Source organism: Streptococcus sp. F0441 (assembly GCF_000314775.2).
Taxonomy (GTDB): Bacteria; Bacillota; Bacilli; order Lactobacillales; family Streptococcaceae; genus Streptococcus.
The window spans coordinates 774,588-799,580 of record NZ_KB373321.1 but is presented as its reverse complement, the minus strand read 5'-3'; the positions used below and the strand labels follow the sequence as shown (position 1 = coordinate 799,580).

The following is a 24,993-nucleotide window of genomic DNA, read 5'->3' as shown; positions in this document are numbered from 1 at the left end:
CTTTTTTATTTCTGAAGCTAGTAAGGCGCATAGGGTGACCGCATGATAGCGGCAACCGTAGAATGACGAGCGACTTTGGAGCCATCATTCTTTGCGAGTTACAAAGTACTGATAGATATTTCTACCATCTTATCGGGACTATATAACCTTATCATTATACCACTTTTTACTTTTTTTTGCAGTGTTTTTGAAAATTCATTAAAAGAAGTTAAAAAAGGAGCTATGCAGCTCCAATTTTGTCCTTAAAATGTTTGGCGTTTGGCTTTACGCTCGGCACGGCCACGAGCACGATTTTCAGCACGCTTGGTTTTGCGACGTTTTTCATCCACCGCCCATTGAATCTTCTTCTTGTAGCCTGGTTTGACTTTTTTCTTTTTCTTCTTGACCAAGCCAATCATTTCGATATCAAGCTTATCCTGCTTCTTTTCACGATTGGCACGACGATCACGGTCATAGGTATCTTGAAACTCTCCGTCTTTGACCATCTTAGGAGTAAACTTGATACCTAATTTTTCCAACTCACGGATATCCGAGTCATCACTAGGCTGGTAAAGGGTAATAGCCGTACCAGACAGTCCGTTGCGCCCAGTTCGTCCAACACGGTGAACAAAGAAGGACAAGTCTTGCGGAATGGCGTCATTGATAACATGGCTGACACCTTCAATGTCAATTCCACGCGCTGCCAAGTCCGTTGCGACAATATACTCAAAATCTAGATTTTTCACCTGATTCATAATCCGCTTGCGTTCACGAGGGGCAATATCTCCATGAATCTTTGCTACCTTCAATCCTTGAGCAGTCAAATATGCATGCAATTCATCAGCACGCGTTTTAGTGTTAACAAAAATCATTGCCAAATACGGTTGCATCAACTGAGTCAACTGATAAATTTGAGCATTCTTGTCGCGACCCTTGGTCGAAATCAACCAGTTATCAATCGTATCTGAGATGACTGTCTTGGTCTTGATTTTTTCCATGACAGGATTTGACAAGTATTTTTTCAAGAACGGTTGCAATTTTTGTGGAATGGTCGCTGAAAAGACCATGAATTGCAAGTCTTTTGGAAGGCTCCCTGCAATCTTATCGACTGTCTCCAAGAATCCCATATCCAAGGTCATATCGGCTTCATCAACTACAAATGTCTTAGCCTTGTGAATAGCCAAATCACCAGATTTGACCAAGTCATAGATGCGACCTGGCGTTCCGATAACGATATGTGGTTGGTTGCTGGCCAGTTTTTCAATCTGACGCGCCTTATCCGTACCACCCACATAATTAACCACACGAACTTCGACATCTGAGTGAGCTGCAATCTGACGAGCTGCTTGGTAAATTTGAGTAGCCAACTCACGACTTGGTGCAGTAATGACCGCCTGCACACTATCGCTAGTTTCATCTAATTGCTGAAAAATGGGTAGTAAGAAAGTGTGGGTCTTTCCTGAACCTGTTTTTGACTCGCCCACCAAGTCACGACCTGCCAAGACAATAGGAATCAACTTTTCCTGAACTTCGGTAGGAGTCGTAAACTTCAACTCCTCCAAGGCTTCTGCTATATAATTTTTAAATTGAAATTTCTTAAATGACATACTATCCTCGATTCTATCCTTTCAATTATACCATATTTTGTCCTATTTCAGTAGCTTCATTTGAATCTCAGTCCTGTATTAAAGATTCAAGTAGCTTAAAAGGTTGGAACCTCTGATTCCAACCTCTTTCATTATTTCCAGGTCAATACAGCATTCAAACCATAGTGGTCACTGACTTGTGGACCATTTTGGCCATCAAAAACTACATGCAAACTTTCCACTTCTAAGTCTTTTGTCGTAAAGACATAGTCGATTCGTAGTGATTCGGTATTGCCTTTCCAGCCATCAATTTCTGGTGGAACGGTATAGCTACCACTTCTTTCTTTCGCAACTTCAAACGCGTCTTGTAATCCTAATGGGCTAGCTAAAATCGCTTGATAGCCTTCCTGACCAGCTGGGTTGTTGAAATCTCCAGCTAAAATCAGAGGTTTGTTCAACTCTTTTAATACAGCCTCAAATCGTGCCCATTCTTCTTGGAAACCTTTATCCCACCAAGAGAGATGGACACTTGCAAGAGCAAGTTCCTTGCCTTCAACCTCTGTCTCAGTTAAGACAACACGGCGAGTATGGTAGTCCGTTGGATCATCTACATCTGATACTAAAATCTCACGCGCCTTAATAGGTGTTTTGGATAAGATAGCTACACCTTCATGGTAGCGGTCATAGCCAATATGATTATAAGCCCAAGTCCAGTAGTAGTTTTTCCCTTTCTCAGCCAATTTTTCAACCAGAAGTCGTACATAGTGATCCTGATGAATAGGTTCTGCTGATGGCAAAGCTTGATAGTGATTGTTAACCTCTACCTCCGGCGAAGTCATTTCTTGATTAATTTCTTGAAAACAGATCAAATCATAATCTTTGTCAAGAATATCTTGGAGCAAGAGCTGGAATTTTTCCTCTGCTTCTTTTTCCATCCAACTATGAGTATTGAGTGTTAAAAATTTCATGCTTTTCTCCTAAAACAAGAGGTTGGAAAACAGCTTCCAACCTCGAGTATATTACAATTCTACTTTAGCAACTGCTGTTTTAGCTGCAAGAGAACCTGTTTGTTCTAATTTAACTGATTTGATAGCATCACCATTTGTAAAGACAACCACTGTTGATGTTTCACGACCTGCTGCACGGATAGCATCCAAGTCAGCTGTAACAAGAAGATCACCTGCTGCAACCTTTTGTCCTTCAGAAACGTGAACAGTAAATGGTTTTCCTTCAAGGCTTACAGTATCCAAACCAATATGAACAAGTACTTCAAGACCTGATTCAGTAACAAGTCCAAGTGCATGTTTTGTTGGGAAGATACTTGATACAGTACCTGTAACTGGAGATACAATGTTTCCATTTGCTGGTTCTACTGCAAAACCATCACCCATCATTTTTTGAGCAAAGACTGGATCTTTCACTTGTTCCAAGGCAATAACTTGACCGTCAGCTACTGAGTAAACTTCCTCAGTTACACCTTTAAAATGTACAGTATTTTTTTGAGCTTCTGTCATTTGGCTTGGAAGAGTTTCAGGAATTACTTCACCTGAGTCAAGGATGTCTTGGATATCAGATTTCAATACGTCAGCTTTTGGTCCGTAGATAGCTTGGACACCTTGTCCTTTCATGACAAGACCCATAGCGCCTTCTGCTTTCCATTGTTCCTCAGTACCAACACGATCTGCATCCTTAACAGTTACACGAAGACGAGTCATACATGCATCTACATCTACGATGTTTGCACGACCACCAAGAAGGTTAATGATATTTACAGCTTGAGAAGCTGCTGCAACTTTTGTTTCTCCTGGAGTTGCATCTTCTGATGCTCCTTCAGCAGTTTCATAGTTTCCGTTACGTCCTGGAGTTGCATAGTTGAATTTCTTAATCATGAAGTTGGCAATGAAGTACATGATGACTGCAAAGAGGACAGTTACCCAGATAAAGTTAATGATATCCATACCAAGACCAGCGTTGATAGCTAGCGGAGTACGAGTCAAGAATTCAATTGAACCGAATGAGTGCACACGAAGGTGAACAATATCAGCCATAGCGAAGGCAGCACCTTGAACAACAGAATATACAAGATAAAGAGGTGTTGCAACAAACATGAACATGTATTCGATTGGTTCAGTAACCCCTGTCAAGAAAGTTGCAAGAGCTGTTGCAATCATCATTCCTTTGTATTGGTGTTTCTTGTCTGCTTCAACATTGCGGTAGATAGCAACGATGACACCCATCAAGATACCGAATGAACCGATCATTTGACCAACTTTGAAACGAGCTGGGTGAACAGTATCTAACAAGTGTTGGTATTGACTAGCATCAGTACCTTTAAGGTTTACAAGGTCTGTTACCCATGCAAGCCATAGTGGGTCTTGACCGAATACTTGAGTACCTTTAGCTGCACCAGTTAAAATGTCATAAGTACCACCAAGAGCTGTATAGTTCATTGGGATAGTCAACATGTGGTGAAGACCAAATGGCAAGAGCAAACGTTCCAAAGTACCATACAAGAATGGTGCAAGAACAGGTGCTGTTTCTTGTGAATTGGCAATCCAGATACCAAAGTTGTTGATACCTGTTTGAACAACTGGCCAGAAAGCTGCAAGTACAATTGCTGCAATAGCTGAACGAAGGATGACAACGAATGGTACGAAGCGTTTCCCATTGAAGAATGAAAGCGCATCAGGAAGTTTACGGTAGTTGTAGTATTTGTTAAAGGCAGTTGCCCCTACAAAACCAGAGATAATCCCTACAAAAACACCCATGTTCAATGCTGGTGCTTCAAGAACACTGATGAAGTAATCAGAAACTTTGATTGAGCCTCCAAAGAGGGTAGTGACCATAGCCTCAGGGTTTTTCAGCATATCACTTGTAACTCCAAAGATAGTACCAGTGATACGGTTGATTAAGATAAAGGCAAGTCCTGCTGCAAATGCACCGCCTGCACGTTCTTTAGCCCAGCTACCACCGATAGCAAGAGCAAACAAAATATGAAGGTTACCGATAACTCCCCAACCGATTTGCTCAAGAATTCCACCTGTAATAACAAGTGGGGCAAGATTTGGGTCAATCAATGCAAGCGACTTACCGATTGAAATCATCAATCCAGCCGCTGGCATAACAGCGATAACCACCATCAATGCCTTACCGAATTTTTGCCAAAATTCGAAAGACAAGACATTTTTGAATGTATCTTTCATCATTCAAATCTCCTTTATATTTTTTAGGCAAACGTTTTACGAAAACGTTTGCACTTATTTATAATTCAATTATACCACTTTATTTTTTTTTGTAAAGGCTTTTATAAAAAAATTGTCTACTTTTTTTAATTTTTAGAAGAAAAAAGAGAAGTTTACGAAAACTTCTCTTTTAAAAATGTATCATTTTTCTGTTTTTATCTCAATTTGCATTTATATCCAATTAGATTTTCAAGAATCGACGCATCGAAATTCCTGAACCAATTGAACCAATGAAAATTCCGATTACAAATAGTAGAACTGTCATCAAAGGGACAAACACATCTGGTGTAATCATCGATAAGTTTTGACCTACCAAGGATTTATTGACCGATTGATAAACGATATTGTAAACAAAGAATACAAGAACTGAAGGAATTGCTGCGCCAAGCAAGCCAATAAAAGCACCTTCTAGCAAGAATGGGCCACGGATATAGCCATTTCTCGCTCCTACAAGACGCATGATCTGAATCTCACGACTACGTGAAATAATAGTGATACGAATGGTATTGGAGATGAGGAAGACTGCGATAAAAATCAAGAGCCCTGCAATAACCAATCCCCAAACACGGATAAAGGAAGCTAGTTCAAAAAGTCGTTGAGTGTTGGCTCCACCATCTTGAACTTCTGATACTCCCTCAATTTTCTTCGCTTCTTCAGCTACCGTTTTAACATCACTCGGAGAATTTGTATCAACGATATAGGCGTCATAGAGAGGATTTGCATCTCCTTCAAAGACCTTCCAATCGTCACCCATTGTTTCCGTCAATTTTTCGTACTGCTCTTCTTTACTTGAGAAGGTAACACTCTTAACAGCAGGCATAGCTTTCAAAGCATCATATACCTTGTGGTAGTCATTATTGGTAACTGTCTGACCTTCTTTTTCAATCGTCTCACTGTTATCCGCTACATCCTTACGAATGTAGACCATAACACGAACGTTGTTTTCAATATCGGTAGCCAGTTTTGCTGTATTAAAAATTACGGATGCAAATAAGGCAACGAGCGTCAAGGTAATCATAACCGAACTTACTGCTGCTACTGTCATCCAGCCATTTCGTTTTAAACTCTTTAATGATTCAAATAAATGGCGAAAAAATCTACTAATCATCGTATCCATATTCTCCTTTAGCTTCGTCACGAACGACACGGCCGTTTTCAATGGCAATGACACGGTGGCGCAAGGTATTTACGATTTGGCTGTTGTGGGTCGCCATCAAAACAGTTGTACCTTGAAGATTGATGCGTTCCAACAGATTCATAATTTCCCACGAATTATCTGGGTCCAAGTTTCCTGTTGGTTCATCCGCAATCAATACTTTAGGATTGTTGACAATCGCACGGGCAATCGCAATCCGTTGCTGTTCTCCACCTGAGAGTTCATTCGGGAAAGAACGAACCTTGTGTTTTAAACCTACTAGATCCAACACTTCCATAACACGTTTTTTGATGTTACGGCGATTCTCTCCGATAACCTCCATTGCGTAGGCAATATTCTCATAAACCGTTTTCTTTGGCAAGAGTTTGTAATCTTGAAAGACCACCCCAACACTACGACGTAGAAGCGGGATATCTTTCTTCTTAATTTTGACTAAATTAAAGCCTGCAACTGTTAGGCTTCCTTTTTCGATCTTTACTTCTCGGTATAAAGCTCGAATAAAGGTTGACTTACCTGCCCCAGAAGGTCCTACGATATAGGCAAACTCTCCTGGTTCAATGGTGACAGAGACACCTCGCAGGGCAGTCGTTCCATTGTCATACTTTTTGACAACATCTCTCATTTCAATGATTGACATATGAGTTCCTTTCTTTCTTAGCTAATTCGCCACTTGAGGTAGGCATCGATGAAACCATCAAGGTCTCCATCCATGACCTTATCTACTTGGGAAACTTCAAAGCTTGTACGGTGATCTTTTACCATAGTATAAGGTGTGAAAACATATGAACGGATTTGGCTTCCCCATGTGATTTCTTTTTTCTCACCTTTGAGGGAATCAACTTCCGCAGCTTTCTTTTCTTGCTCCATCTGATAGAGCTTAGCCTGCAACATCTTCATGGCACGATCTCTATTTCCATACTGGGTACGATCGACCGTTGATTGGACGACAGTTCCTGTAGGAATATGTGTCAAACGCACACCTGTTGAAACTTTATTGACGTTTTGTCCACCAGCACCACCTGAACGGAAGGTATCCATTTTGATATCATCTTCACGAATTTCCACTTCGATGGTATCATCCAGCTCAGGCATAACCTCTACGGATGTAAATGAAGTATGGCGACGTTTGGCAGAGTCAAATGGTGAAATACGGACCAAACGGTGAACACCCATTTCTGATTTAAGTAGTCCGTATGCATTGGGACCTTCAAAAGACAAGGTCACAGACTTGATACCTGCTTCATCACCTGCCTGGTAATCCAAGACTTCTACTTTAAAGCCTTTTGCATTTCCATAACGAGTGTACATGCGAAGCAACATATCACCCCAGTCCTGAGCCTCAGTACCACCAGATCCTGGATGAATTTCCAAGATGGCATTATTATGGTCATAAGGTTCTGACAAGAGAAGGGTCATCTCGTAGTTGGTCATCATCTTATCCAACTCGGTTAGCTGCTCGACCAGTTCATCATGGACTGACTCGTCTTCTGCTAAAAAGTCCAATAAAATCTCAACTTCATCCTGCAACTCTTCCATTTTACGGAAGGTGTTGTAGGTGTTTTTTAATTCATTTAATTCTTGCGACGTTTTTTGGGCCGCGATATTATCGTTCCAAAAATCAGGTTCTGTCATCTTGTTCTCCAAGATGGCAATCTCTTCCTCTAAGCCTTCGAGGTCAAAGAGACCCCCTGAAAGAAGCTAATTTTTCACGATTTGCGTCAATTTTTTGACGAATTTCTGAAATGTCCATAGATACTCCTTTTCATATCGTTTTATTATACCATAATCTCTTATTTCTTTCCATATTTTGCTTTTCATCGCTTTTGTGGCAGAAGAAAAGAGGCCCGAAAGCCTCTGGTTTAAAGGACTTTGGCAGAGGTCTGAGTGATTTCCTCCACTTGAATTCCTTCTTTTTCAAACTTATCCTTTAATGAAGTCAAATCGATTTTTCCATCAATTTGAACTTCGATGACGACCTTCCCATCCTTACGTGGAATGTTAACTGTGTGCGAGATATTTAGATTTTCTTCTACGATTAGAGCTACAATTTTCCCCAGTACACCGACTTCATTTTCTGTAATAAAACGAACACGAATTCCCTCTTCTCCGTATCCGGCAATTTCCAAGAATGCCCGAAAGACATCGCGATCTGTAATTACTCCATAAACTTGATGGTTATCTACGACTGGTAATATCCCAATTTTATTTTTCAGCATCAGATAGGTCGCATCTTCTAGACTAGCATATCCAGAAACAGTCACGACATCTCGAATCATCACATCTTTTACTTTGGTTTTATTCAAAAGATAATTCATCTCATAGATAGAGAGACTGGTTGCTTTAGATGGGCTGGCTTCCGCGATGGTTCCTTCTGTTACCAATCCGACTAATTGATCGTTTTCGATAACAGGTAAACGGTGCAAACCTTGCTCGCGCATCAAATCTGCTGCGTGTGCTACAGTCGTATCTGGACTGATATAAACTACCTTACGGGTCATGAAATCTTTAACTGCCATGGGACACTTCTCCTTCTATATTGCTACTTTTATTATACACTTTCTTAGAAAATCTATCAAACGCTTTCATCTCTTTTTCAAGATTTTGAATAATCTGATAAGTTTGCATAAAATGCCAGTATAAAATAAGAGGGAACCTTAGTCCCCTCTCTTCTTAAATCGTAATTGTGTCTCGATCTTTTATCATATAACGTTTCAATGGGCTAAGACTAGCTAGCCAGTATAGTAGGCCACCGAATAGCGCAGTAAAACCACTACCCGTTGTGACTAAAAAGATTGGACTTTGAATTTGTGCTGTTACAGGGTTGTAAACAAATAGTACTGCTACCAATAAGGAGATAAATACACAAGACAAGCCAACCACGTTAAATCCTTTAGTAAACTCGTAGGCGTCATGACCTTCAAGGAAATAGGCTGAACGCAAGTCGAGTTTTCGTTTTCTTAAGATAAAGTAATCGACAACAATCATACCAATAATTGGTCCCTGAATATAAGCGGCTAGGGAGATGAAGGATCCGAAATACTCTTCCACTCCTCCCCAGATGGTGAGTAGACTCACGTAAACCATGGCAATCCAAACCATTAGCTTATAACTTACTTTAGGCATCCCGCTTTTGACAATCATACAGTTCACATACGATCCTGTCCCCTGGGTTCCAATATTGGCAAAGGCTACTAGTAGTAGACTTAAGAGAGCAAAGGCCGGGGTGCTTAGAGTTGATAGCATGGTTGTTGGATCACTTTCATAAACACCTGTTTTGACAAACATGGCTAGAGCCATGACTCCACCTGTCGCAACGAAGAATGGAGCCACAACTCCGTATGATAAGGCTGTAGCCCAATAACCACTGCGTTCTGATTTTGCCAAACGCGGTAAAACCAATGCCTGTGTAGACCAAGAAAAAGCGAAGGCAACATTTCCTTCTCCGGAGAGCATGAAGCGTTCTAATGGCGTCAAATCTCCTTGAGTGGCTGGTTGGATATTCATAATATCAGTTATAGGAACGGCGACAAAGCAGATTCCAACGATGATCAGACCGACAATCAACAAGGCGATAACCAAGAAGCGATTGGTCCATTTAATCACTTCCGGGCCTCCAAGAGCAATGAGCGTTCCAAGCAGAACACAGAGGGTACCAAGAATAGGTGCCCATACTCCCTTGTCCAAACCAAGGCCAAAATTGTTTGCCAAATGGATCATGGAACTGGCAAAAAGATTGGCCGCAACAGCATACCATCCAAAGTTAGCCAAGCTAATAATGGTTGATAACAGGGCTACACCTCTTTTTCCTAGAACAGCTCTTAACCAAATCCACAAATCAATTCCATATTTAACTGCAAACAAAATAGGAAGACATTCAATAAAGACCCAGATAATGTTAAAGCTAAAAATATTTATCAACATTTGATTAAAGGTCAAATATTGAGCTACATAAGCCCCTTGGGTGTAACACCAAGTAGCAATGGCAAAACCACTTGTCGATAGAAATAGATCCCAAAAAGAATACTGACGATCCTTATTGGTCATGGGGACAATTCCTGTTATGGTTTCTTGTTGGATATAGTCATTCATTTTAGACATGTTATTGAATTCCTCCCGTCATTGCTAAGATAATCAAAACAAGGTTGATTAGGACTATGGAGATGATTAAAATGAAATCACTTTTTAGGAAGGGTTGAACAAACTCGTAGTTTGGTGACTCCATTTCTTCCAATCTTCTCTTTGTTTCAGCTGCTACTAATTCTTCAATTTCGGATGTCGTTTTCATCTTAGTTTTCCTCCAAATACAAGTCAAGGGCCAGTTGTCCATATTGTTTGGTATAGCGATACCAGATGTAGAGAAACTCACCGACTGGTTTTCCGACACTCTCCTGGAACAAAGCCCACAAGAACCAATAATATGAGGTCACTGCTACATAAGCCAAGTAGTGACGTTTGGTTTTCCTATCTGGTACTTCTTGTAGATACAATTCCAGTACTTTTTCAGCATCCTCTACGGAATAATTGGAACAAGCGATAAAGGTTCCTAAATCTCCTGCTGGCTCTCCCATTCCAGAATATTCCCAATCAATCAAGCTCATTTCACCTGCTTCATTTAACAAAAAATTAGGACTATAGGAATCTCCATGACAAAGGACAACCTGTTTCGGATCATTCTGTAAATAGTTTTTGAGAATTGAAACAGTTTCATCCAATTCCTCGAGACCATCAAACTCAAATCGATTTCTAGCCTTCAATTTTTCTCTAAAATCATCAATTCCCTCAAATTGGTCAAAGGAATGTCCCGTTTTTTCTCCAGATTGGTGCAACCGTCTCAAGAGGTCCATTGCTTTTGTCACATCATCCCAATTTTCATAGTCAAGTTGCTTAGCATTGGGAATAAATTCTGAAATTTTCCAGCCCTCATCCTTGTTCATAGCTACAAAGGTACGGTCAATCTTTAATTTTGCGGCAATTTCCATAGAAGCTGCTTCACTAGCTCGATCGATATAATTTTCAGTTCCCCTGCCCGGATGTCGGTAAACATATTTTTTCCCTAGACAGTCAAATGAAAACGAAGTGTTGGTCAAACCGTCTTTTAGGGGTTTAATATTGACAATATCTGAAGCCACACACTTTAATGTCTTGCAGATATTATCAATAATGGCCGAATCTGCATTTACCAAATAACGTTCATCAAATTGACGAAGTTCATCTAGTGAATCAAATTCTTTAACAATATCCGCTGAATAGTGACGAGCTTCTAAAAGGAGTTCCTTGACATGCCGACTATAATAATCCTCCCAAAGCTGTTCCCGATAAGGTTCGTGCTTAAACTCGGTTTCTAAAACTTCCTTGAATTTCTCGCTAAATGCACGGTCGAAATAAACGTGCCCCACCATGGCCCAAGTATTTTCTCCACCAATCTGGATATCAATGATCGTGTGATTCGAATCCTCTATAGCACAATATTCGTCCGTTTGACCTTCTGCAAATATGGTCGAGTAATAACCTCTATAAATATATTGCTCAAACGGATTTTCCACAAAATAATTATCCGATGAACAAATATAAGTGTTGGAAAGTTGATTTTTAACCAACATGAGAGATGAACAGTTATTGTATTTGTAGTAGTCATTATTCACTACAATTTTTACACCAAATTTCTCAGCAAGATAGAACATTTTTTCTTGAAGATAGCCTACGATAACGGTTATATCTTCTATTCCTGCTTCTTGCAGTTGTCTGATTTCCCTCTCTATCAAGCGTTCCCCCTTAACTTGAAGCAATCCTTTAGGAATCTCATAAGACAAAGGAGCAAAACGACTACTCATTCCAGCAGCCATTATAATAGCATTTTCTACTCGATAGGGCTCTAAAACTTTCTGGCCTAGTTCTGTTAAGTGAAGCTCCTCATCAACCCACTTCTCTTCTTTCAGTTTTTTCAACAATGTGTTAACTGTCCCTAAAGATAAATCTAGCTCTTCAGCTAACTGTCTCTGAGTAAAGGTCTTTTCTTTATGTGTCAACATAAAACGCAAAAGTTTAAATTGTTTTTCTGTTACCATTTCTCAGTTCTCCTGTTCAATTTCCACTTACCCATATTATAATATGAACAAAAAGGACTGTCAATTCAAACACGAAATCATCTAGTTAAAATTAAGACACCATTTCATTTATTTCCAAAATCCAAATATAAACGAAAAAGCTCCTAAGTTGGAGCTCCAGAACATTTTATCATCTGATGATTAGGAAAGTAAGTCCCTGTTATATGATGATTGTTTGACCATCTTCATCTAACGATTGAAACGCCCCCGGACTATAGGGAAATTGCTTATGCAATCTCCATCCGCAACCTAAACTAGTCTCCCAGACTAGAGGAGAATTGCTTACGCAATCCTTATCTGCCGACTAAAACAATCCACTGGATTGTTTTAGCCACCTAGATATGCTTTTCTGACTTCTTCTGATGAGGCGAGTTCTTTTCCCGTTCCTGATAGGACAATCTTTCCTGTTTCAAGGACATAACCACGGTCAGAGATAGCGAGGGCCTTGTTAGCGTTCTGTTCAATTAGAAGAACTGTTGTTCCTTGCTTCTGAATATCTTGAATGATATCAAAAATTTCTTGTATAAAGATAGGGGCAAGTCCCATTGACGGCTCATCCAAGAGGAGGAGCTTAGGTGTAGACATGAGAGCGCGTCCCATAGCCAGCATCTGCTGTTCACCGCCTGAAAGAGTTGCTGCATCTTGGTTTTTACGTTCTTCCAGACGAGGGAAGCGTGAGAAAACTTTTTTCAAGTTAGCTTGATTTTCTTCACGATTTTTCTTTAGAAAGGCTCCCATTTCTAGATTTTCCATAACAGTCAAGCCTGGGAAAACATGGCGTCCCTCAGGAACTTGTGAAAGGCCACCTGCCACGATTTTTTGAGCTGGTAACTTTTGAATTTCTTTTCCTAAAAACTGAATTTTACCAGCACTTGGACGAACCAAACCTGAAAGGGTACGAAGAATGGTTGTTTTACCAGCACCATTGGCACCAATCAAGGAAACAACTTCACCTTCATTAACCTCGAAACTTACATCACGAACTGCTTGGATCATACCGTAATGCACAGAGAGGTTTTCAACTTTTAACATAGACATTAGGCTTCACCTCCTAGATAAGCTTCGATAACACGTTTATTCGTCTTAATTTCGTCAGGAGTTCCCTGAGCAATCAAGCGACCATATTCAAGAACATAGATACGCTCAGTGACTTCCATAACCAAATTCATGTCATGTTCGATAAGCATGATGGTAATTTTAAATTCATCTTTGATGCGGCGAATCAATTCTGTCAATTCAGCTGTTTCTTGAGGATTCATCCCAGCTGCAGGTTCATCCAAAAAGAGGATCTTAGGTTCAGTTGCCAGAGCACGAACGATTTCTAATCGGCGTTGTTGACCATAGGCCAGATTCTTAGCAAGAGTATCTGCGTCACTATCCAAATCAAAAATCTTCAGCAAGTCCAAAGCTTTGCTTTTTAATTCTTCCTCATTCTTATAAAAAGCTGGTAGACGTAGAAAGCTCGCAAGGACATGTTGTTTATGATGATTACTAAATGCAATCAAAACATTTTCCAAAACTGTCAAGTCCTTGAACAAACGAATATTTTGGAAAGTACGGCTGAGTCCAAGTGAAGCAATCTTATAGGGAGTTTTCCCATTGAGGAGGTGACCATCTAATGTCACAGTACCTTCGCTTGGTTCATAAACACCAGTCAAGAGATTGAAAAGGGTTGTTTTACCAGCCCCGTTCGGTCCAATCAGACCAACCAATTCTCCCTCGTTCAATTCAAGAGTGACATCTCCAACAGCTGTTAGACCGCCAAAATGTTTGGTTAATTGTTTAACTTCAAGTAGTGCCATTAGTTTTGTCCCTCCTTCTTAGATTTTTTAAAGAAACGTGATAGACTTAATTCCCATGTCCCAAGAAGTCCACCTGGTCTGAAAATCATCACCAATACAAGAGCCAAGGCGTAGATGATCATACGTACGCTAGCAACATCCTGAAGGAGCATATTTAAAATTCCTAAAACAATCGCTGAAACGATGGTACCAGTAATAGATCCAAGTCCACCAAATACAACGATAATCAACACGTTGATGGAATTAATAAAGGTGTAATCTTTTGGCACAACAGATCCGATAAAACCAGCCTGAAGTGAACCAGCAATACTTGCTGTAATGGCACCAAAGACAAAAGCGATAATCTTGATCTTTGTAGTGTTTACCCCAACGGATTCTGCAGCAATCTCATCCTCACGAACAGATAGAGTAGAGCGTCCGATTGGACTACGTAGGAAGTTGAGAGTTGCAATAGTTGTGACCACCACAAAAAGATAAACCATTTGCCAATTGGTAAAGTTTGGAATACCCAAGATACCAGCAGCACCGTTGGTCAAACTTCCACCATTAATGATAAAGATACGAATGATTTCTGAAACACCTAGTGTCGCAACAGCCAGGTAGTCACCCTTCAAACGGAGTGTTGGAATCCCAACGAGCAAAGCAACTGCACCAGAAATCAAGGCGCCCAAGACCATTGCTCCAAAGAAGGCGCCATAGGTTGGTGATTTTGAGCCAATAATCGCTGCTGCATAAGCCCCAATTGCCATAAAACCTGCATGACCAAGTGAGAATTGTCCTGAAAAACCAACGATTAAGTTCAAACCTACTGCAAGGATGATATTAATCCCAATTTGTTCTAAAATTTGTACATGGAATAGATTGAGAACACCAGCAGAAACCAGTACACTAATCAATCCATAACCCGCTAACAGAAGGAATAACCAGAGAATATTTACTTTAAGATTTGTCTTCATTATTTACACCTTCTCTTTCACATTCTTACCAAGGATACCTGCAGGTCGAACAATCAGAATCAAAAGCAAGATTCCATATACGATAGCATCACGGAAATCAGACATACCAAAGGCAGTAGCAAATGTTTCCAACAAGCCAATCACAAATCCCCCTAGAGCTGCACCAGGAATAATCCCGATACCACCCAGTACGGCCGCAACGAATGATTTCAGACCTGGAGTCACGCCCATCAAAGGTTCAAGAGAGTTGTAGTAAAGGGCAATGAGGACACCTGCTGCACCAGCAAGGGCTGAACCCAAAGCAAAGGTAAAGCTGATTGTACGATTTACATTAATTCCCATCAATTGAGCAGCATCACTATCAACTGATACCGCACGCATGGCTTTCCCCATTTTTGTTTTTTGAACGATCAATTGCAATAAAACCATCAAGAGTACAGAAACTGCTAAAATCATCAATTGAACATTTGTCAAGCTAATTGGCCCGAAATCAAAACGGACGGTTTCAATTGCTTGAGGGAAGGCACGAGTATTGGCGCCCACGAGATAAACCATTCCGTATTCCAGTAGGAAAGACACCCCGATGGCAGTAATCAATACAGCAATGCGTGTAGAGTGTCGCAAAGGACGGTAGGCAAGAAATTCAATCACAACACCAAGTAGTGCAGTTCCTGCCATTGAAATAATCAAAGCTAAAAAGAAATCCATTTGGAAGGAATTAATCAAAAAGTAACCAATAAAGGCACCTATCATATAAATATCACCGTGGGCGAAGTTGATGAGTTTGATAATTCCATAAACCATGGTATAACCCAAGGCCAAAAGTGCATAAACACTACCCAGAATTAAACCATTCACAAGTTGTTGGAGCATAGCATTCACTCTTTTCTATCGTTATTTTTTAGAAAATTTTCATCATTTTCACAAGTTCATAAACACCGAAACAGGGAGTGAGTCAAAGGCTCATTCCCTATTTCAACTACTATTCTAATGTTATGGTTTTACAACTTCTGCTGCTTCTACTTTACCATTGTTCATAGTCATCATGTAAGCAGTTTTCACTGTATTGTGGTCAGCATCAAAGCTTGTTTGACCAGTTACACCATCAAAATCTTTGGTTTTAGCAAGGTTGTCCTTGATTTCACCTGAGTTTTTAGCACCTTTTGCAGCATTTGCTACTAGGTAAACTGAGTCATAGGCCAAGGCTGAGAAGGTTGAAGGCTCTTCATTGTATTTAGCACGGTATGCTTCAAGGAAGGCTTTAGCTTTTTCAGAAACATCAACTGTAGTTGAGAATCCTGAGATGAAGTAAATGTTTGATGCTTTTTCAGCTGTTGCTTGTTGAACAAATTCTTCACCGTTAAATCCATCACCACCAACGATTGGTTTATCAATTCCCATACCACGCGCTTGGTTTACGATTTTACCTGCTTCTGTGTAGTAGCCTGGGACAACGATAGCGTCAAACTCTTTCCCTTTCATTTTAGTAAGGGCTGCTTGGAAGTCTGTATCACCTGCTACAAACGTTTCATCTGCTACAATCTCACCCTTGTAGGTTTCACGGAAAGATTTAGCAATACCTTTAGCATAGTCACTAGCATTGTCAGTATAAAGAACAACCTTCTTAGCATTCAATTTGTTTGTCACATAGTTTGAAATAATCTTCCCTTGGAAGCTATCTTGGAATGTTCCGATAAATAGGTAATCTTGACCTTTAGTCAAACCGTCTTGAGTAGCACTTGGTGAAATCAATGGCACTCCAGCTTTGGTAGCGTTAGCTACCGCTGCAGCAGTTGCACCAGATGTCGCAGGCCCTACAATAGCTGCTACTTTTGATTGGGTAACAAGGTTCGTTGTAACAGAAGCTGCTTCGGCAGTCTCTGACTTGTTGTCTTTGTCTACAACTTCGATTTGTTTTCCATCGATACCACCTGCTGCATTGATTTCATCAACGGCAAGTTGAGCTCCTTTTTGTTCAGATGTTCCGTAGGCTGCTACGGCACCTGTTTCTTCAAAGTTAAATCCGATTTTAATTGTCTTTTCATCGACTGAGTTACCAGCAGCGTTTGAGGCTCCTGATTTGACTTCTCCACAAGCAGCGAGAAGGGCTACGCTAGCAAGGGCCACAAAAGATAGGGCAAATTTTTTCTTCATTTTTAATCTCCTTATAGTTGTTTCAAAAATAGTATGTTAAGAATATACCGAATTATCAGAAAATTGTCAACCTTTTTATTCACTTTTTTAAATGATAACGTTTTCTTCATTTCGATAGAGATTCCCAACAAAGGGAGTTTCTAACTCTTGAATGTGACACCGCCTAATTTTCTTGATAAATCTTTCCTTACCTAACCTCTCAACTAAGTCATCTAGCTCCTCAGTTGGAACATAGAGCTGCAAGTAGCGATGCTTCTTAGAATGGTAACAGATGTCACCGTATTCCTGAAGTTTCTTTGCATCCCGATTATAGTAAAGATAGATGATTAATCCTGATCGATTGACCTTTTCAAACATGATAAATCCTCTTTCTAAGAAATCTTCTCCTATTATATCAAAAAAAGCAAACCCCGTCGAGTTTGCTTTTTAGCTTGGTTAGCTCAAAGAATTGTTGGCCATGATTTCATCAATAAAACCATACTCAAGTGTTTCTTGGGCGCTCATCCAGTAATCACGTTCTGCGTCTACATGAATTTGCTCGACTGTTTTACCAGAGTTATCTGCAAGAATTTGCTCCAAAGTCTTACGAGTTTTAAGCAAGTGCTCTGCAGCGATTGCCATATCGGTTTGTTGGGTACCACCACCTGTACCACCCATTGGTTGGTGAATCATGTACTCTGCATTTGGAAGCATGAAACGTTTGCCTTTTGCTCCACTTGATGCAATGATAGTCCCCATTGAGGCTGCCATCCCCATAACGATGGTTTGGACATCTGCCTTGATAAAGTTCATGGTATCAACGATTGCCAAACCAGCTGAAACAGAACCACCCGGAGTATTTACATAAAGGTAAATATCTTTTGTACTGTCTTGGGCATCCAAGAAGAGCAATTGGGCAATAACGGAGTTGGCCATGTTGTCTTCAACTGGTCCAGTCAACATGATGATACGATCTTTTAGTAGACGTGAGTAAATATCATAGGAACGTTCTCCACGGCTTGTTTGTTCAATAACTACAGGAATCATTCATTTCTCCTTTTAATGTTGAATTTTCTTAGTCTTACGACTCAATACAGAACTATTATATCTTTTTGGTCAAAAAAGGTCAAATTTTTGCTCTATTCTCTAAACAGAAACAAAAACTCAACCTCCTTTCAAGTTAAAAACGAACTTCTAGTTTCAATATTTACTTTGGGATTTTATTTAGTACCGAACAAGCGGTCTCCAGCATCTCCAAGACCTGGAACGATATAACCGTGTTCGTTCAAGCGTTCATCCAAAGCCGCAGTAAAGATTTCTACATCTGGGTGTGCTTCTTGAAGGGCTTTTACACCTTCTGGAGCAGATACCAGGCAGACAAACTTGATATTGGATGCGCCACGTTTTTTAAGTGAATCTACTGCCAAGATTGCTGAGCCACCTGTTGCAAGCATTGGGTCAACAACAAAGATTTGACGTTGGTCAATATCTTCAGGCAATTTCACCAAGTATTCAACTGGTTGAAGGGTTTCTTCATCACGGTACATACCGATGTGTCCAACTTTTGCTGCTGGAACCAGATTCAAGAGCCCATCTACCATCCCGATACCTGCACGCAAGATTGGGACAATCGCCAATTTTTTACCAGCCAATTGTTTTTGAACGGTCTTTGTGATAGGTGTTTCGATTTCCACGTCTTCAAGTGGAAGATCACGAAGTACTTCATATCCCATCAACATTGCAATCTCGTCTACTAGTTCACGAAAAGCCTTTGTGGAAGTATCTGTACGACGCAAGATTGACAATTTGTGTTGAATAAGTGGATGATTAATGACTTCAATTTTTCCCATTTTCTGAGTTCCTTCTTTCAATTTATTCTTCTTATTATATCAAAAAACGGTTTAAAAAGCTTTCTAAACCATTTATTTTAATTAATTTTTAAATCAAATCTGCCTCTTGAAGAGCTGTCTGAACAGTCTCTAATGGTAAATGGGTTAACTCGGTGCCTTTTTCATGATAAAGGTACTGGGCATAGTCATCCATTCGGTACTGGTTGATATAAACCACGCGCTTACAACCAACCTGTAGCAGTTGTTTGGTGCAGTTCAGACAAGGGAAATGGGTCACATAGGCTGTAAAACCTCTGGGAACCCCTCGTTCGGCTCCTTGCAAGATGGCATTAACCTCGGCGTGAAGGGTTCGGACACAGTGACCTTCAATGACTAAACATTCGTGGTCAATACAGTGCTCCGTTCCCGATACGGAACCATTATAGCCAGTTGAAATGACTTTATTGTCCTTGACTAGGACAGCTCCCACCTTGGCACGTTTACAGGTCGAACGATTGGCAATCAGTAAAGCCTGGGCTGCAAAGTACTCATCCCAAGCCAGTCTTTTTTCTGTCATAAATCTTCTCCTTTTCCTCTATTTTTTGAAAAATGGCAAGCGTAAATCGGCAATCTTTTCAGCTGGAACCTTCATGCCATCCTTGATCCATTTGAGCAGGACTGATACGATGGCAGAACTCCAAAAGGAATGAAGGTAGCTGCTAACGTCTTTTGACTTTCCGTGGTATTTTTCCAGAAATTCCTGCATGGCTTGGACAAAAATCTTTTCTAAGTGGTAGTCCAGAGCAAGTTGGATAACCTTGGCTTCTTTCTTGGCTGCGCGGAAAAGGTGTACCCAGACTAGATAAAGGTCTGTTTTAACATCGTAATGGCTCAACTGTTCCATAATGTTATGGACACTGCGTTTAAAGACGCTTTCCAAAATCTCTTCTTTGGAGTCATAGTTACGATAGAAGGCAGCACGAGAAACGCCCGCCCGCTTGACTAATTCTGAAATACTGATCTTTGCCAAGTCCTTTTTCTCTAGAAGTTGCAAAAGAGCCGTCTCGATTGCTTCTCTGGTTAAAAAATTGGATTCTTGATTTGATTTTCTGAGATTTTCAAGAGATTTTTCAGATATTCTACGTTCAGACATAACAATTTCTTTCTACTTGTGACAACAGAGAGGTGGTACTTTTGTTTCAAGGGCTTTCATGATATAATTGTAAAAAAAGACAGAACCTTTGTCAATGTATAAGTGACAAAGATGGAGAATTTCTATGACTTGGAAGATTGTGGCTGACTCTGGTTGTGATTATCGTCAACTGGCAACTCCTGCTATTGATACTGAATTTGTTAGTGTTCCTTTAACCATTCAAGTAGCTGATCAGGTCTTTATCGATGATGCCAATCTTAACATTGACCACATGATGGAAACCATGTATGCGACTTCTGAGGCTTCAAAATCAGCTTGTCCTAGCCCTGATGATTACTTGCGAGCATTTGAAGGTGCTAAGCATATCTTTGTCGTTACTATCACTGGTACTCTTTCAGGTAGCCATAATAGTGCACAGCTCGCTAAGAATATCTATCTTGAAGAACATCCTGACACTCAGATTCATGTGATCGATACATTGTCTGCAGGTGGTGAGGTTGACTTGATTGTTGAAAAAATCAATGAATTGATTGATCAAGGACTTTCTTTTGAAGAAATTGTTGAAGCTATTACGGCCTACCAAGAAAAAACAAAGTTGCTCTTTGTCCTCGCTAAGGTCGATAACTTGGTAAAAAATGGCCGTTTGAGTAAGCTGATTGGTACAGTCGTTGGCCTTCTCAACATTCGTATGGTTGGGGAAGCAAGTGAAACTGGAACCTTAGAACTGCTCCAGAAAGCACGTGGACCAAAAAAATCCCTTCAAGCAGCCTATGAAGAGCTCATCAAGGCTGGCTATGCTGGTGGTCGAATTGTCATGGCTCATCGCAGCAATGAAAAATTCTGTCAGCAATTGTCGGAACGCTTGCTGGAAACCTTCCCACAAGCCAATATCAAAATCATCCCGACGTCTGGTCTCTGCAGTTTCTATGCAGAAGATGGCGGTTTGTTGATGGGATATGAAATCAACTAAGATTATGAGCAACAAGAGATGCCAAGCATCTCTTGTTTTTTGTGGTACAATAGAGCTATGAAACATTTTGATACTATTGTTATCGGTGGTGGACCTGCAGGCATGATGGCTACGATTTCCAGTAGTTTTTATGGTCAGAAAACTCTTCTCATCGAAAAAAATCGCAAACTCGGAAAAAAATTAGCTGGAACGGGTGGTGGTCGTTGTAATGTGACTAACAACGGAAGCTTAGATGACCTTCTGGCTGGAATTCCTGGAAATGGACGCTTTCTGTACAGTGTCTTTTCCCAGTTTGATAACCACGATATCATCAACTTTTTTACGGAGAATGGTGTTAAACTTAAGGTCGAGGACCACGGACGCGTCTTTCCTGCTAGTGATAAGTCTCGGACTATTATCGAGACACTAGAAAAGAAAATCACTGAACTCGGTGGTCAAGTTGCTACTCAAACAGAAATTGTTTCGGTTAAAAAGATAGACGACCAGTTTGTCCTTAAGTCCGCAGACCAAACCTTCACTTGTGATAAACTCATTGTCACAACTGGCGGAAAATCCTATCCTTCCACTGGTTCGACTGGTTTTGGACATGAGATTGCCCGTCATTTTAAGCATACCATTACTGAGCTTGAGGCTGCTGAGAGTCCTTTGTTGACTGATTTTCCACACAAAGCGCTTCAGGGGATTTCACTAGACGATGTGACCTTAAGCTATGGTAAGCATGTCATCACTCACGATCTGCTCTTTACCCACTTTGGTTTGTCGGGCCCTGCTGCTCTGCGTATGTCCAGCTTTGTCAAGGGTGGAGAAGTTCTTTCACTGGATGTTTTGCCTCAACTTTCTGAGAGCGACTTGGTAGCATTTCTAGAGGAAAATCGGGAAAAATCCTTGAAAAATGCTTTGAAAACTTTGCTTCCAGAACGTTTAGCAGAGTTCTTTGTGCAAGGCTATCCTGACAAAGTTAAACAGCTAACTGAAAAAGAACGCGAGCAACTTGTCCAATCTATCAAGGCTCTCAAAATTCCTGTGACTGGCAAAATGTCTCTTGCCAAATCCTTTGTAACTAAAGGCGGTGTCAGTCTCAAGGAAATCAATCCCAAAACTCTGGAAAGTAAACTCGTTCCTGGGCTCCACTTTGCTGGTGAGGTACTGGATATCAATGCCCACACGGGTGGCTTTAACATCACTTCTGCCCTCTGTACTGGCTGGGTAGCAGGAAGTCTGCATTATGATTAAATATCAAAGGTTGTAAAAAATGAATAGAAGAGAATCAGTTGAATTTGTCAACATGTGCATGATTCAAAACGGAGACAAGGTTCTGGTCCAAGACAGAGTTAGCCCTGACTGGCCTGGTATTACTTTTCCTGGTGGTCATGTTGAACGTGGCGAATCCTTTGTCGATGCTGTCATTCGTGAAGTGAAAGAAGAAACTGGTCTGACCATTTCCAAACCCCAACTCTGTGGTATCAAAAACTGGTACGATGACAAGGATTATCGTTATGTCGTCCTTTTTTACAAGACGGAACACTTTACTGGTGAACTCCAGTCTTCAGACGAAGGGAAAGTTTGGTGGGAGGATTTTGAAAATCTATCTCATCTTAAACTAGCTACTGAGGATATGTCTGATATGCTTCGTGTTTTTTTAGAAGAGAATCTCAGTGAATTCTTTTACTACAAAGACGGTGACGACTGGCTTTATGATTTGAAGTAAAAAATAGGCTAGGAAATTCCTAGCCTATTTATTCTGCATTTGTCTGAACGTAAGTTGCAATAACATCTGATGTGTATTGAGCTGTTCCAGAACCAAATTTGTCAATGTTTTCCTTAAACTCTGGGTTGTAGACGTAGCCTTTACCGATATGACCGAATACCTCAATAGAGCAGTCAAATCCATAAGTACGAAGGGCTTGCAAGAGCTTAGCTGCTTGCTCTTGGTTTTCAGCTGCTGTTGCAGGCAGACCAGCTTGAAGATTTTGAGCCAAGGCTTGAAAGACTTGGTTAAAGGCAGCCGTAGCCTCGTCTTCACGGCCTTTTTGGCGCTCGAGGGCCTGATCCATGACTTCTTGACCATATTTCTCTACCGCCTCTTGGTGGTATTTTTGATTGTCTTGATAGCTGAATCCAGTGAATTTTTCCTCAATCGTCATTTTTCTTTCTCCTTTTTGTTCTTGAATGGTTTTTTGCAAGGTGGAAATCAAGGTATCCAGATGTTGCCTTTCTTGGGTCAAATAGTCCAACTGTCTGGTCAAATGGGGCAATAAATCTGTCCTTTCTTCCTTTAACAGCTCTGCTATTTTTTCTAAAGAAAAACCTAGATATTTGTAGTACAGAATGACCTGAAGTCGTTCCAAATCCTCTTGATTGTAGGTTCGATAGCCATTTTCCGACTTTAAGGGAACCAGAAGTCCTATCTTATCGTAGTGGTGCAGGGTCTTGACAGAGACACCTGAAAGCTGCGCAGCTTCTTTTATATGGTACATGATTTCCTCCTTACAAGAAATAGTATAACTCCTCCCCTTAGGTCAGAGTCAAGTGTTTTTGAGAAAAATTTTTAACTTTTTGAGAAAGGTGTGAAAACTTGAAAATGGTTTTCTTGACAGACCTTAGAAAACATGATAGGATAGTCAAGTCTATCAATCAAACAGAAGGCTCATAGAGAGCCATTGAGAGAGGGCTATTTGACAACTCAAGTAGCCTTTTCTTATTTTAAAAAAGAGATTGGAGTTTCAACTATGTCAGAAAAATCGCAATGGGGCTCGAAACTAGGCTTTATCCTAGCATCTGCTGGTTCAGCTATCGGACTTGGAGCCGTTTGGAAATTTCCCTACATGACTGCTGCTAATGGTGGGGGAGGCTTTTTACTAGTCTTTCTCATTTCCACTATTTTAATCGGTTTCCCGCTCCTGCTGGCTGAATTTGCCCTAGGTCGTAGTGCTGGCGTTTCCGCTATCAAAACCTTTGGAAAACTAGGCAACAATAACAAGTACAACTTTATCGGTTGGATTGGTGCCTTTGCCCTCTTTATCCTCCTCTCCTTTTACAGTGTTATCGGAGGATGGATTTTAGTCTATCTAGGTATTGAGTTTGGAAAATTGTTCCAGCTTGCTGGGACGAGTGATTATGCTCAGTTGTTTACTTCAATCATTTCAAATCCAGCCATTGCCCTTGGCGCACAAGCTGCCTTTATCTTGTTGAATATCTTTATTGTATCACGTGGGGTTCAAAAAGGGATTGAAAGAGCCTCAAAAGTCATGATGCCGCTACTCTTTATCATCTTTGTTATCATCATCGGGCGCTCTCTCAGCTTGCCAAACGCCATGGAAGGGGTTCTCTACTTCCTCAAACCAGACTTTTCAAAACTAACTAGCGCTGGTCTCCTTTATGCTCTGGGACAATCTTTCTTTGCCCTCTCACTAGGGGTTACAGCCATGCTGACCTATGCTTCCTACTTGGACAAGAAAACCAATCTGGTCCAGTCAGGGATTTCCATCGTAGCCATGAATATCTCAGTATCCATCATGGCTGGACTAGCCATTTTCCCAGCCATGTCAGCCTTCAATATCCAGTCTGAAGGGGGACCAAGCCTCCTTTTCATCGTCTTGCCTCAACTCTTTGACAAGATGCCTTTGGGAACCATTTTCTACATCCTCTTCCTCTTGCTCTTCCTCTTTGCGACGGTTACTTCTTCTGTCGTGATGCTGGAAATCAATGTGGGCAATATCACCAATCAGGACAACAGTAAGCGCGCTAAATGGAGTGCTATTTTAGGGATCTTGACCTTTATCTTTGGTATTCCTTCAGCCCTTTCTTACGGTGTTATGGCGGATGTCCACATCTTTGGGAAGACCTTCTTTGACGCTATGGACTTCTTGGTTTCCAATCTCCTCATGCCATTTGGAGCCCTCTGTCTGTCACTTTTTACTGGCTATATCTTTAAAAAGGCTCTTGCTATGGAGGAACTCCATCTCGATGAAAGAGCATGGAAACAGGGACTTTTCCAAGTCTGGCTCTTCCTTCTTCGTTTCATCATTCCAATCATCATCATTGTGGTTTTCATCGCCCAATTTATGTAATTAAAAAGGACTT

25 protein-coding genes are annotated in these 24,993 nt (G+C 40.7%); 4 read left to right on the top strand and 21 right to left on the bottom strand.

The window, feature by feature from the left end; translation table 11 throughout:
- Positions 1 to 242: 242 nt before the first annotated feature.
- From HMPREF9188_RS03765 to HMPREF9188_RS03670, 20 genes are all read right to left on the bottom strand, one after another.
- Positions 243 to 1,586, bottom strand: a complete 1,344-nt coding sequence (locus HMPREF9188_RS03765; RefSeq protein WP_002875957.1) for a DEAD/DEAH box helicase — start codon at positions 1,584 to 1,586, stop codon at positions 243 to 245.
- Positions 1,587 to 1,717: 131 nt separating this feature from the next.
- Positions 1,718 to 2,533, bottom strand: a complete 816-nt coding sequence (locus HMPREF9188_RS03760) for an endonuclease/exonuclease/phosphatase family protein (protein ID WP_000670866.1) — start codon at positions 2,531 to 2,533, stop codon at positions 1,718 to 1,720.
- A gap of 51 nt (positions 2,534 to 2,584) precedes the next feature.
- A complete protein-coding gene (locus HMPREF9188_RS03755; RefSeq protein ID WP_000974084.1) occupies positions 2,585 to 4,771 on the bottom strand; it encodes a PTS transporter subunit IIBC in 2,187 nt (728 codons plus the stop codon).
- A 217-nt stretch (positions 4,772 to 4,988) separates the two neighbouring features.
- Positions 4,989 to 5,915, bottom strand: a complete 927-nt coding sequence (ftsX, locus tag HMPREF9188_RS03750; protein WP_000625557.1) for a permease-like cell division protein FtsX — start codon at positions 5,913 to 5,915, stop codon at positions 4,989 to 4,991.
- Positions 5,908 to 6,600 (bottom strand): cell division ATP-binding protein FtsE, encoded by a 693-nt coding sequence (ftsE, locus tag HMPREF9188_RS03745; RefSeq protein ID WP_000022273.1) that lies wholly within the window; start codon positions 6,598 to 6,600, stop codon positions 5,908 to 5,910. Before ftsE ends, ftsX begins: the two co-directional genes overlap by 8 nt.
- A 17-nt stretch (positions 6,601 to 6,617) precedes the next feature.
- A protein-coding gene (prfB, locus tag HMPREF9188_RS03740; RefSeq protein WP_096421901.1) for a peptide chain release factor 2 occupies positions 6,618 to 7,713 on the bottom strand; the annotation gives its coding sequence in 2 pieces (ribosomal slippage) (positions 6,618 to 7,640 and positions 7,642 to 7,713; 1,095 coding nt in all).
- Positions 7,714 to 7,822: 109 nt separating this feature from the next.
- Complete coding sequence (locus tag HMPREF9188_RS03735; protein ID WP_000268650.1) at positions 7,823 to 8,479, bottom strand: CBS domain-containing protein; 657 nt, start codon at positions 8,477 to 8,479, stop codon at positions 7,823 to 7,825.
- Between the two features lie 154 nt (positions 8,480 to 8,633).
- Positions 8,634 to 10,061, bottom strand: a complete 1,428-nt coding sequence (locus tag HMPREF9188_RS03730; RefSeq protein WP_009729954.1) for a cytosine permease — start codon at positions 10,059 to 10,061, stop codon at positions 8,634 to 8,636.
- A 1-nt stretch (position 10,062) separates the two neighbouring features.
- Positions 10,063 to 10,248, bottom strand: coding sequence for a hypothetical protein (locus tag HMPREF9188_RS03725; RefSeq protein WP_000859101.1), 186 nt, complete (start codon positions 10,246 to 10,248; stop codon positions 10,063 to 10,065).
- A 1-nt stretch (position 10,249) separates the two neighbouring features.
- Positions 10,250 to 12,028: a phosphotransferase gene (locus tag HMPREF9188_RS03720; protein WP_000255711.1), complete on the bottom strand. Its 1,779-nt coding sequence runs from the start codon at positions 12,026 to 12,028 to the stop codon at positions 10,250 to 10,252.
- A 366-nt stretch (positions 12,029 to 12,394) separates the two neighbouring features.
- Positions 12,395 to 13,105 (bottom strand): ABC transporter ATP-binding protein, encoded by a 711-nt coding sequence (locus HMPREF9188_RS03715; RefSeq protein WP_000062209.1) that lies wholly within the window; start codon positions 13,103 to 13,105, stop codon positions 12,395 to 12,397.
- Complete coding sequence (locus HMPREF9188_RS03710) at positions 13,105 to 13,869, bottom strand: ABC transporter ATP-binding protein (RefSeq protein WP_001186017.1); 765 nt, start codon at positions 13,867 to 13,869, stop codon at positions 13,105 to 13,107. The genes HMPREF9188_RS03715 and HMPREF9188_RS03710 overlap by 1 nt, the downstream gene beginning before the upstream one ends.
- A complete protein-coding gene (locus tag HMPREF9188_RS03705; RefSeq protein ID WP_009729953.1) occupies positions 13,869 to 14,825 on the bottom strand; it encodes a branched-chain amino acid ABC transporter permease in 957 nt (318 codons plus the stop codon). The genes HMPREF9188_RS03710 and HMPREF9188_RS03705 overlap by 1 nt, the downstream gene beginning before the upstream one ends.
- 3 nt (positions 14,826 to 14,828) lie before the next feature.
- Positions 14,829 to 15,698, bottom strand: coding sequence for a branched-chain amino acid ABC transporter permease (locus tag HMPREF9188_RS03700; RefSeq protein ID WP_000941407.1), 870 nt, complete (start codon positions 15,696 to 15,698; stop codon positions 14,829 to 14,831).
- Positions 15,699 to 15,818: 120 nt separating this feature from the next.
- Positions 15,819 to 16,979, bottom strand: a complete 1,161-nt coding sequence (locus tag HMPREF9188_RS03695) for an ABC transporter substrate-binding protein (RefSeq protein ID WP_000726111.1) — start codon at positions 16,977 to 16,979, stop codon at positions 15,819 to 15,821.
- Between the two features lie 87 nt (positions 16,980 to 17,066).
- Positions 17,067 to 17,336, bottom strand: coding sequence for a YlbG family protein (locus tag HMPREF9188_RS03690; RefSeq protein ID WP_000462130.1), 270 nt, complete (start codon positions 17,334 to 17,336; stop codon positions 17,067 to 17,069).
- 78 nt (positions 17,337 to 17,414) lie between these two features.
- On the bottom strand, positions 17,415 to 18,005 hold the full coding sequence (locus HMPREF9188_RS03685; protein WP_000613462.1) for an ATP-dependent Clp protease proteolytic subunit: 591 nt from the start codon (positions 18,003 to 18,005) through the stop codon (positions 17,415 to 17,417).
- A gap of 173 nt (positions 18,006 to 18,178) precedes the next feature.
- Positions 18,179 to 18,808, bottom strand: coding sequence for a uracil phosphoribosyltransferase (gene upp, locus HMPREF9188_RS03680; RefSeq protein ID WP_000515972.1), 630 nt, complete (start codon positions 18,806 to 18,808; stop codon positions 18,179 to 18,181).
- 88 nt (positions 18,809 to 18,896) lie between these two features.
- The gene (locus tag HMPREF9188_RS03675; protein WP_000136990.1) at positions 18,897 to 19,364 is read right to left on the bottom strand and encodes a deoxycytidylate deaminase; all 468 of its coding nucleotides are present in this window, start codon (positions 19,362 to 19,364) and stop codon (positions 18,897 to 18,899) included.
- Positions 19,365 to 19,382: 18 nt separating this feature from the next.
- On the bottom strand, positions 19,383 to 19,940 hold the full coding sequence (locus HMPREF9188_RS03670) for a TetR/AcrR family transcriptional regulator (RefSeq protein WP_009729952.1): 558 nt from the start codon (positions 19,938 to 19,940) through the stop codon (positions 19,383 to 19,385).
- Between the two features lie 124 nt (positions 19,941 to 20,064).
- Here HMPREF9188_RS03670 and HMPREF9188_RS03665 point away from each other — a divergent pair, with 124 nt between their 5' ends.
- The 3 genes from HMPREF9188_RS03665 to HMPREF9188_RS03655 are packed head-to-tail and all read left to right on the top strand — an operon-like array spanning position 20,065 to position 22,618.
- Complete coding sequence (locus HMPREF9188_RS03665; RefSeq protein ID WP_009729951.1) at positions 20,065 to 20,910, top strand: DegV family protein; 846 nt, start codon at positions 20,065 to 20,067, stop codon at positions 20,908 to 20,910.
- 57 nt (positions 20,911 to 20,967) lie between these two features.
- The gene (locus tag HMPREF9188_RS03660; protein ID WP_033588896.1) at positions 20,968 to 22,143 is read left to right on the top strand and encodes an NAD(P)/FAD-dependent oxidoreductase; all 1,176 of its coding nucleotides are present in this window, start codon (positions 20,968 to 20,970) and stop codon (positions 22,141 to 22,143) included.
- Positions 22,144 to 22,162: 19 nt separating this feature from the next.
- Complete coding sequence (locus tag HMPREF9188_RS03655) at positions 22,163 to 22,618, top strand: 8-oxo-dGTP diphosphatase (protein WP_009729949.1); 456 nt, start codon at positions 22,163 to 22,165, stop codon at positions 22,616 to 22,618.
- Positions 22,619 to 22,646: 28 nt separating this feature from the next.
- Here the strand turns inward: HMPREF9188_RS03655 and HMPREF9188_RS03650 are convergent, their stop codons facing one another.
- On the bottom strand, positions 22,647 to 23,387 hold the full coding sequence (locus HMPREF9188_RS03650) for a MerR family transcriptional regulator (RefSeq protein WP_009729948.1): 741 nt from the start codon (positions 23,385 to 23,387) through the stop codon (positions 22,647 to 22,649).
- Positions 23,388 to 23,639: 252 nt separating this feature from the next.
- On the opposite strand from HMPREF9188_RS03650, the gene HMPREF9188_RS03645 reads away from it, so the two are divergent.
- The gene (locus HMPREF9188_RS03645) at positions 23,640 to 24,980 is read left to right on the top strand and encodes a sodium-dependent transporter (RefSeq protein ID WP_009729947.1); all 1,341 of its coding nucleotides are present in this window, start codon (positions 23,640 to 23,642) and stop codon (positions 24,978 to 24,980) included.
- The last annotated feature ends 13 nt before the right edge of the window (positions 24,981 to 24,993 follow it).

Bases quoted from the DNA above. Each gene is read 5' to 3' on its own strand.
- HMPREF9188_RS03765 (WP_002875957.1), bottom strand. From the start codon at position 1,586: ATGTCATTTAAGAAATTTCAATTTAAAAATTATATAGCAGAAGCCTTG.
- HMPREF9188_RS03760 (WP_000670866.1), bottom strand. From the start codon at position 2,533: ATGAAATTTTTAACACTCAATACTCATAGTTGGATGGAAAAAGAAGCA.
- HMPREF9188_RS03755 (WP_000974084.1), bottom strand. From the start codon at position 4,771: ATGATGAAAGATACATTCAAAAATGTCTTGTCTTTCGAATTTTGGCAA.
- ftsX (WP_000625557.1), bottom strand. From the start codon at position 5,915: ATGATTAGTAGATTTTTTCGCCATTTATTTGAATCATTAAAGAGTTTA.
- ftsE (WP_000022273.1), bottom strand. From the start codon at position 6,600: ATGTCAATCATTGAAATGAGAGATGTTGTCAAAAAGTATGACAATGGA.
- HMPREF9188_RS03735 (WP_000268650.1), bottom strand. From the start codon at position 8,479: ATGGCAGTTAAAGATTTCATGACCCGTAAGGTAGTTTATATCAGTCCA.
- HMPREF9188_RS03730 (WP_009729954.1), bottom strand. From the start codon at position 10,061: ATGTCTAAAATGAATGACTATATCCAACAAGAAACCATAACAGGAATT.
- HMPREF9188_RS03725 (WP_000859101.1), bottom strand. From the start codon at position 10,248: ATGAAAACGACATCCGAAATTGAAGAATTAGTAGCAGCTGAAACAAAG.
- HMPREF9188_RS03720 (WP_000255711.1), bottom strand. From the start codon at position 12,028: ATGGTAACAGAAAAACAATTTAAACTTTTGCGTTTTATGTTGACACAT.
- HMPREF9188_RS03715 (WP_000062209.1), bottom strand. From the start codon at position 13,105: ATGTCTATGTTAAAAGTTGAAAACCTCTCTGTGCATTACGGTATGATC.
- HMPREF9188_RS03710 (WP_001186017.1), bottom strand. From the start codon at position 13,869: ATGGCACTACTTGAAGTTAAACAATTAACCAAACATTTTGGCGGTCTA.
- HMPREF9188_RS03705 (WP_009729953.1), bottom strand. From the start codon at position 14,825: ATGAAGACAAATCTTAAAGTAAATATTCTCTGGTTATTCCTTCTGTTA.
- HMPREF9188_RS03700 (WP_000941407.1), bottom strand. From the start codon at position 15,698: ATGCTCCAACAACTTGTGAATGGTTTAATTCTGGGTAGTGTTTATGCA.
- HMPREF9188_RS03695 (WP_000726111.1), bottom strand. From the start codon at position 16,979: ATGAAGAAAAAATTTGCCCTATCTTTTGTGGCCCTTGCTAGCGTAGCC.
- HMPREF9188_RS03690 (WP_000462130.1), bottom strand. From the start codon at position 17,336: ATGTTTGAAAAGGTCAATCGATCAGGATTAATCATCTATCTTTACTAT.
- HMPREF9188_RS03685 (WP_000613462.1), bottom strand. From the start codon at position 18,005: ATGATTCCTGTAGTTATTGAACAAACAAGCCGTGGAGAACGTTCCTAT.
- upp (WP_000515972.1), bottom strand. From the start codon at position 18,808: ATGGGAAAAATTGAAGTCATTAATCATCCACTTATTCAACACAAATTG.
- HMPREF9188_RS03675 (WP_000136990.1), bottom strand. From the start codon at position 19,364: ATGACAGAAAAAAGACTGGCTTGGGATGAGTACTTTGCAGCCCAGGCT.
- HMPREF9188_RS03670 (WP_009729952.1), bottom strand. From the start codon at position 19,940: ATGTCTGAACGTAGAATATCTGAAAAATCTCTTGAAAATCTCAGAAAA.
- HMPREF9188_RS03665 (WP_009729951.1), top strand. From the start codon at position 20,065: ATGACTTGGAAGATTGTGGCTGACTCTGGTTGTGATTATCGTCAACTG.
- HMPREF9188_RS03660 (WP_033588896.1), top strand. From the start codon at position 20,968: ATGAAACATTTTGATACTATTGTTATCGGTGGTGGACCTGCAGGCATG.
- HMPREF9188_RS03655 (WP_009729949.1), top strand. From the start codon at position 22,163: ATGAATAGAAGAGAATCAGTTGAATTTGTCAACATGTGCATGATTCAA.
- HMPREF9188_RS03650 (WP_009729948.1), bottom strand. From the start codon at position 23,387: ATGTACCATATAAAAGAAGCTGCGCAGCTTTCAGGTGTCTCTGTCAAG.
- HMPREF9188_RS03645 (WP_009729947.1), top strand. From the start codon at position 23,640: ATGTCAGAAAAATCGCAATGGGGCTCGAAACTAGGCTTTATCCTAGCA.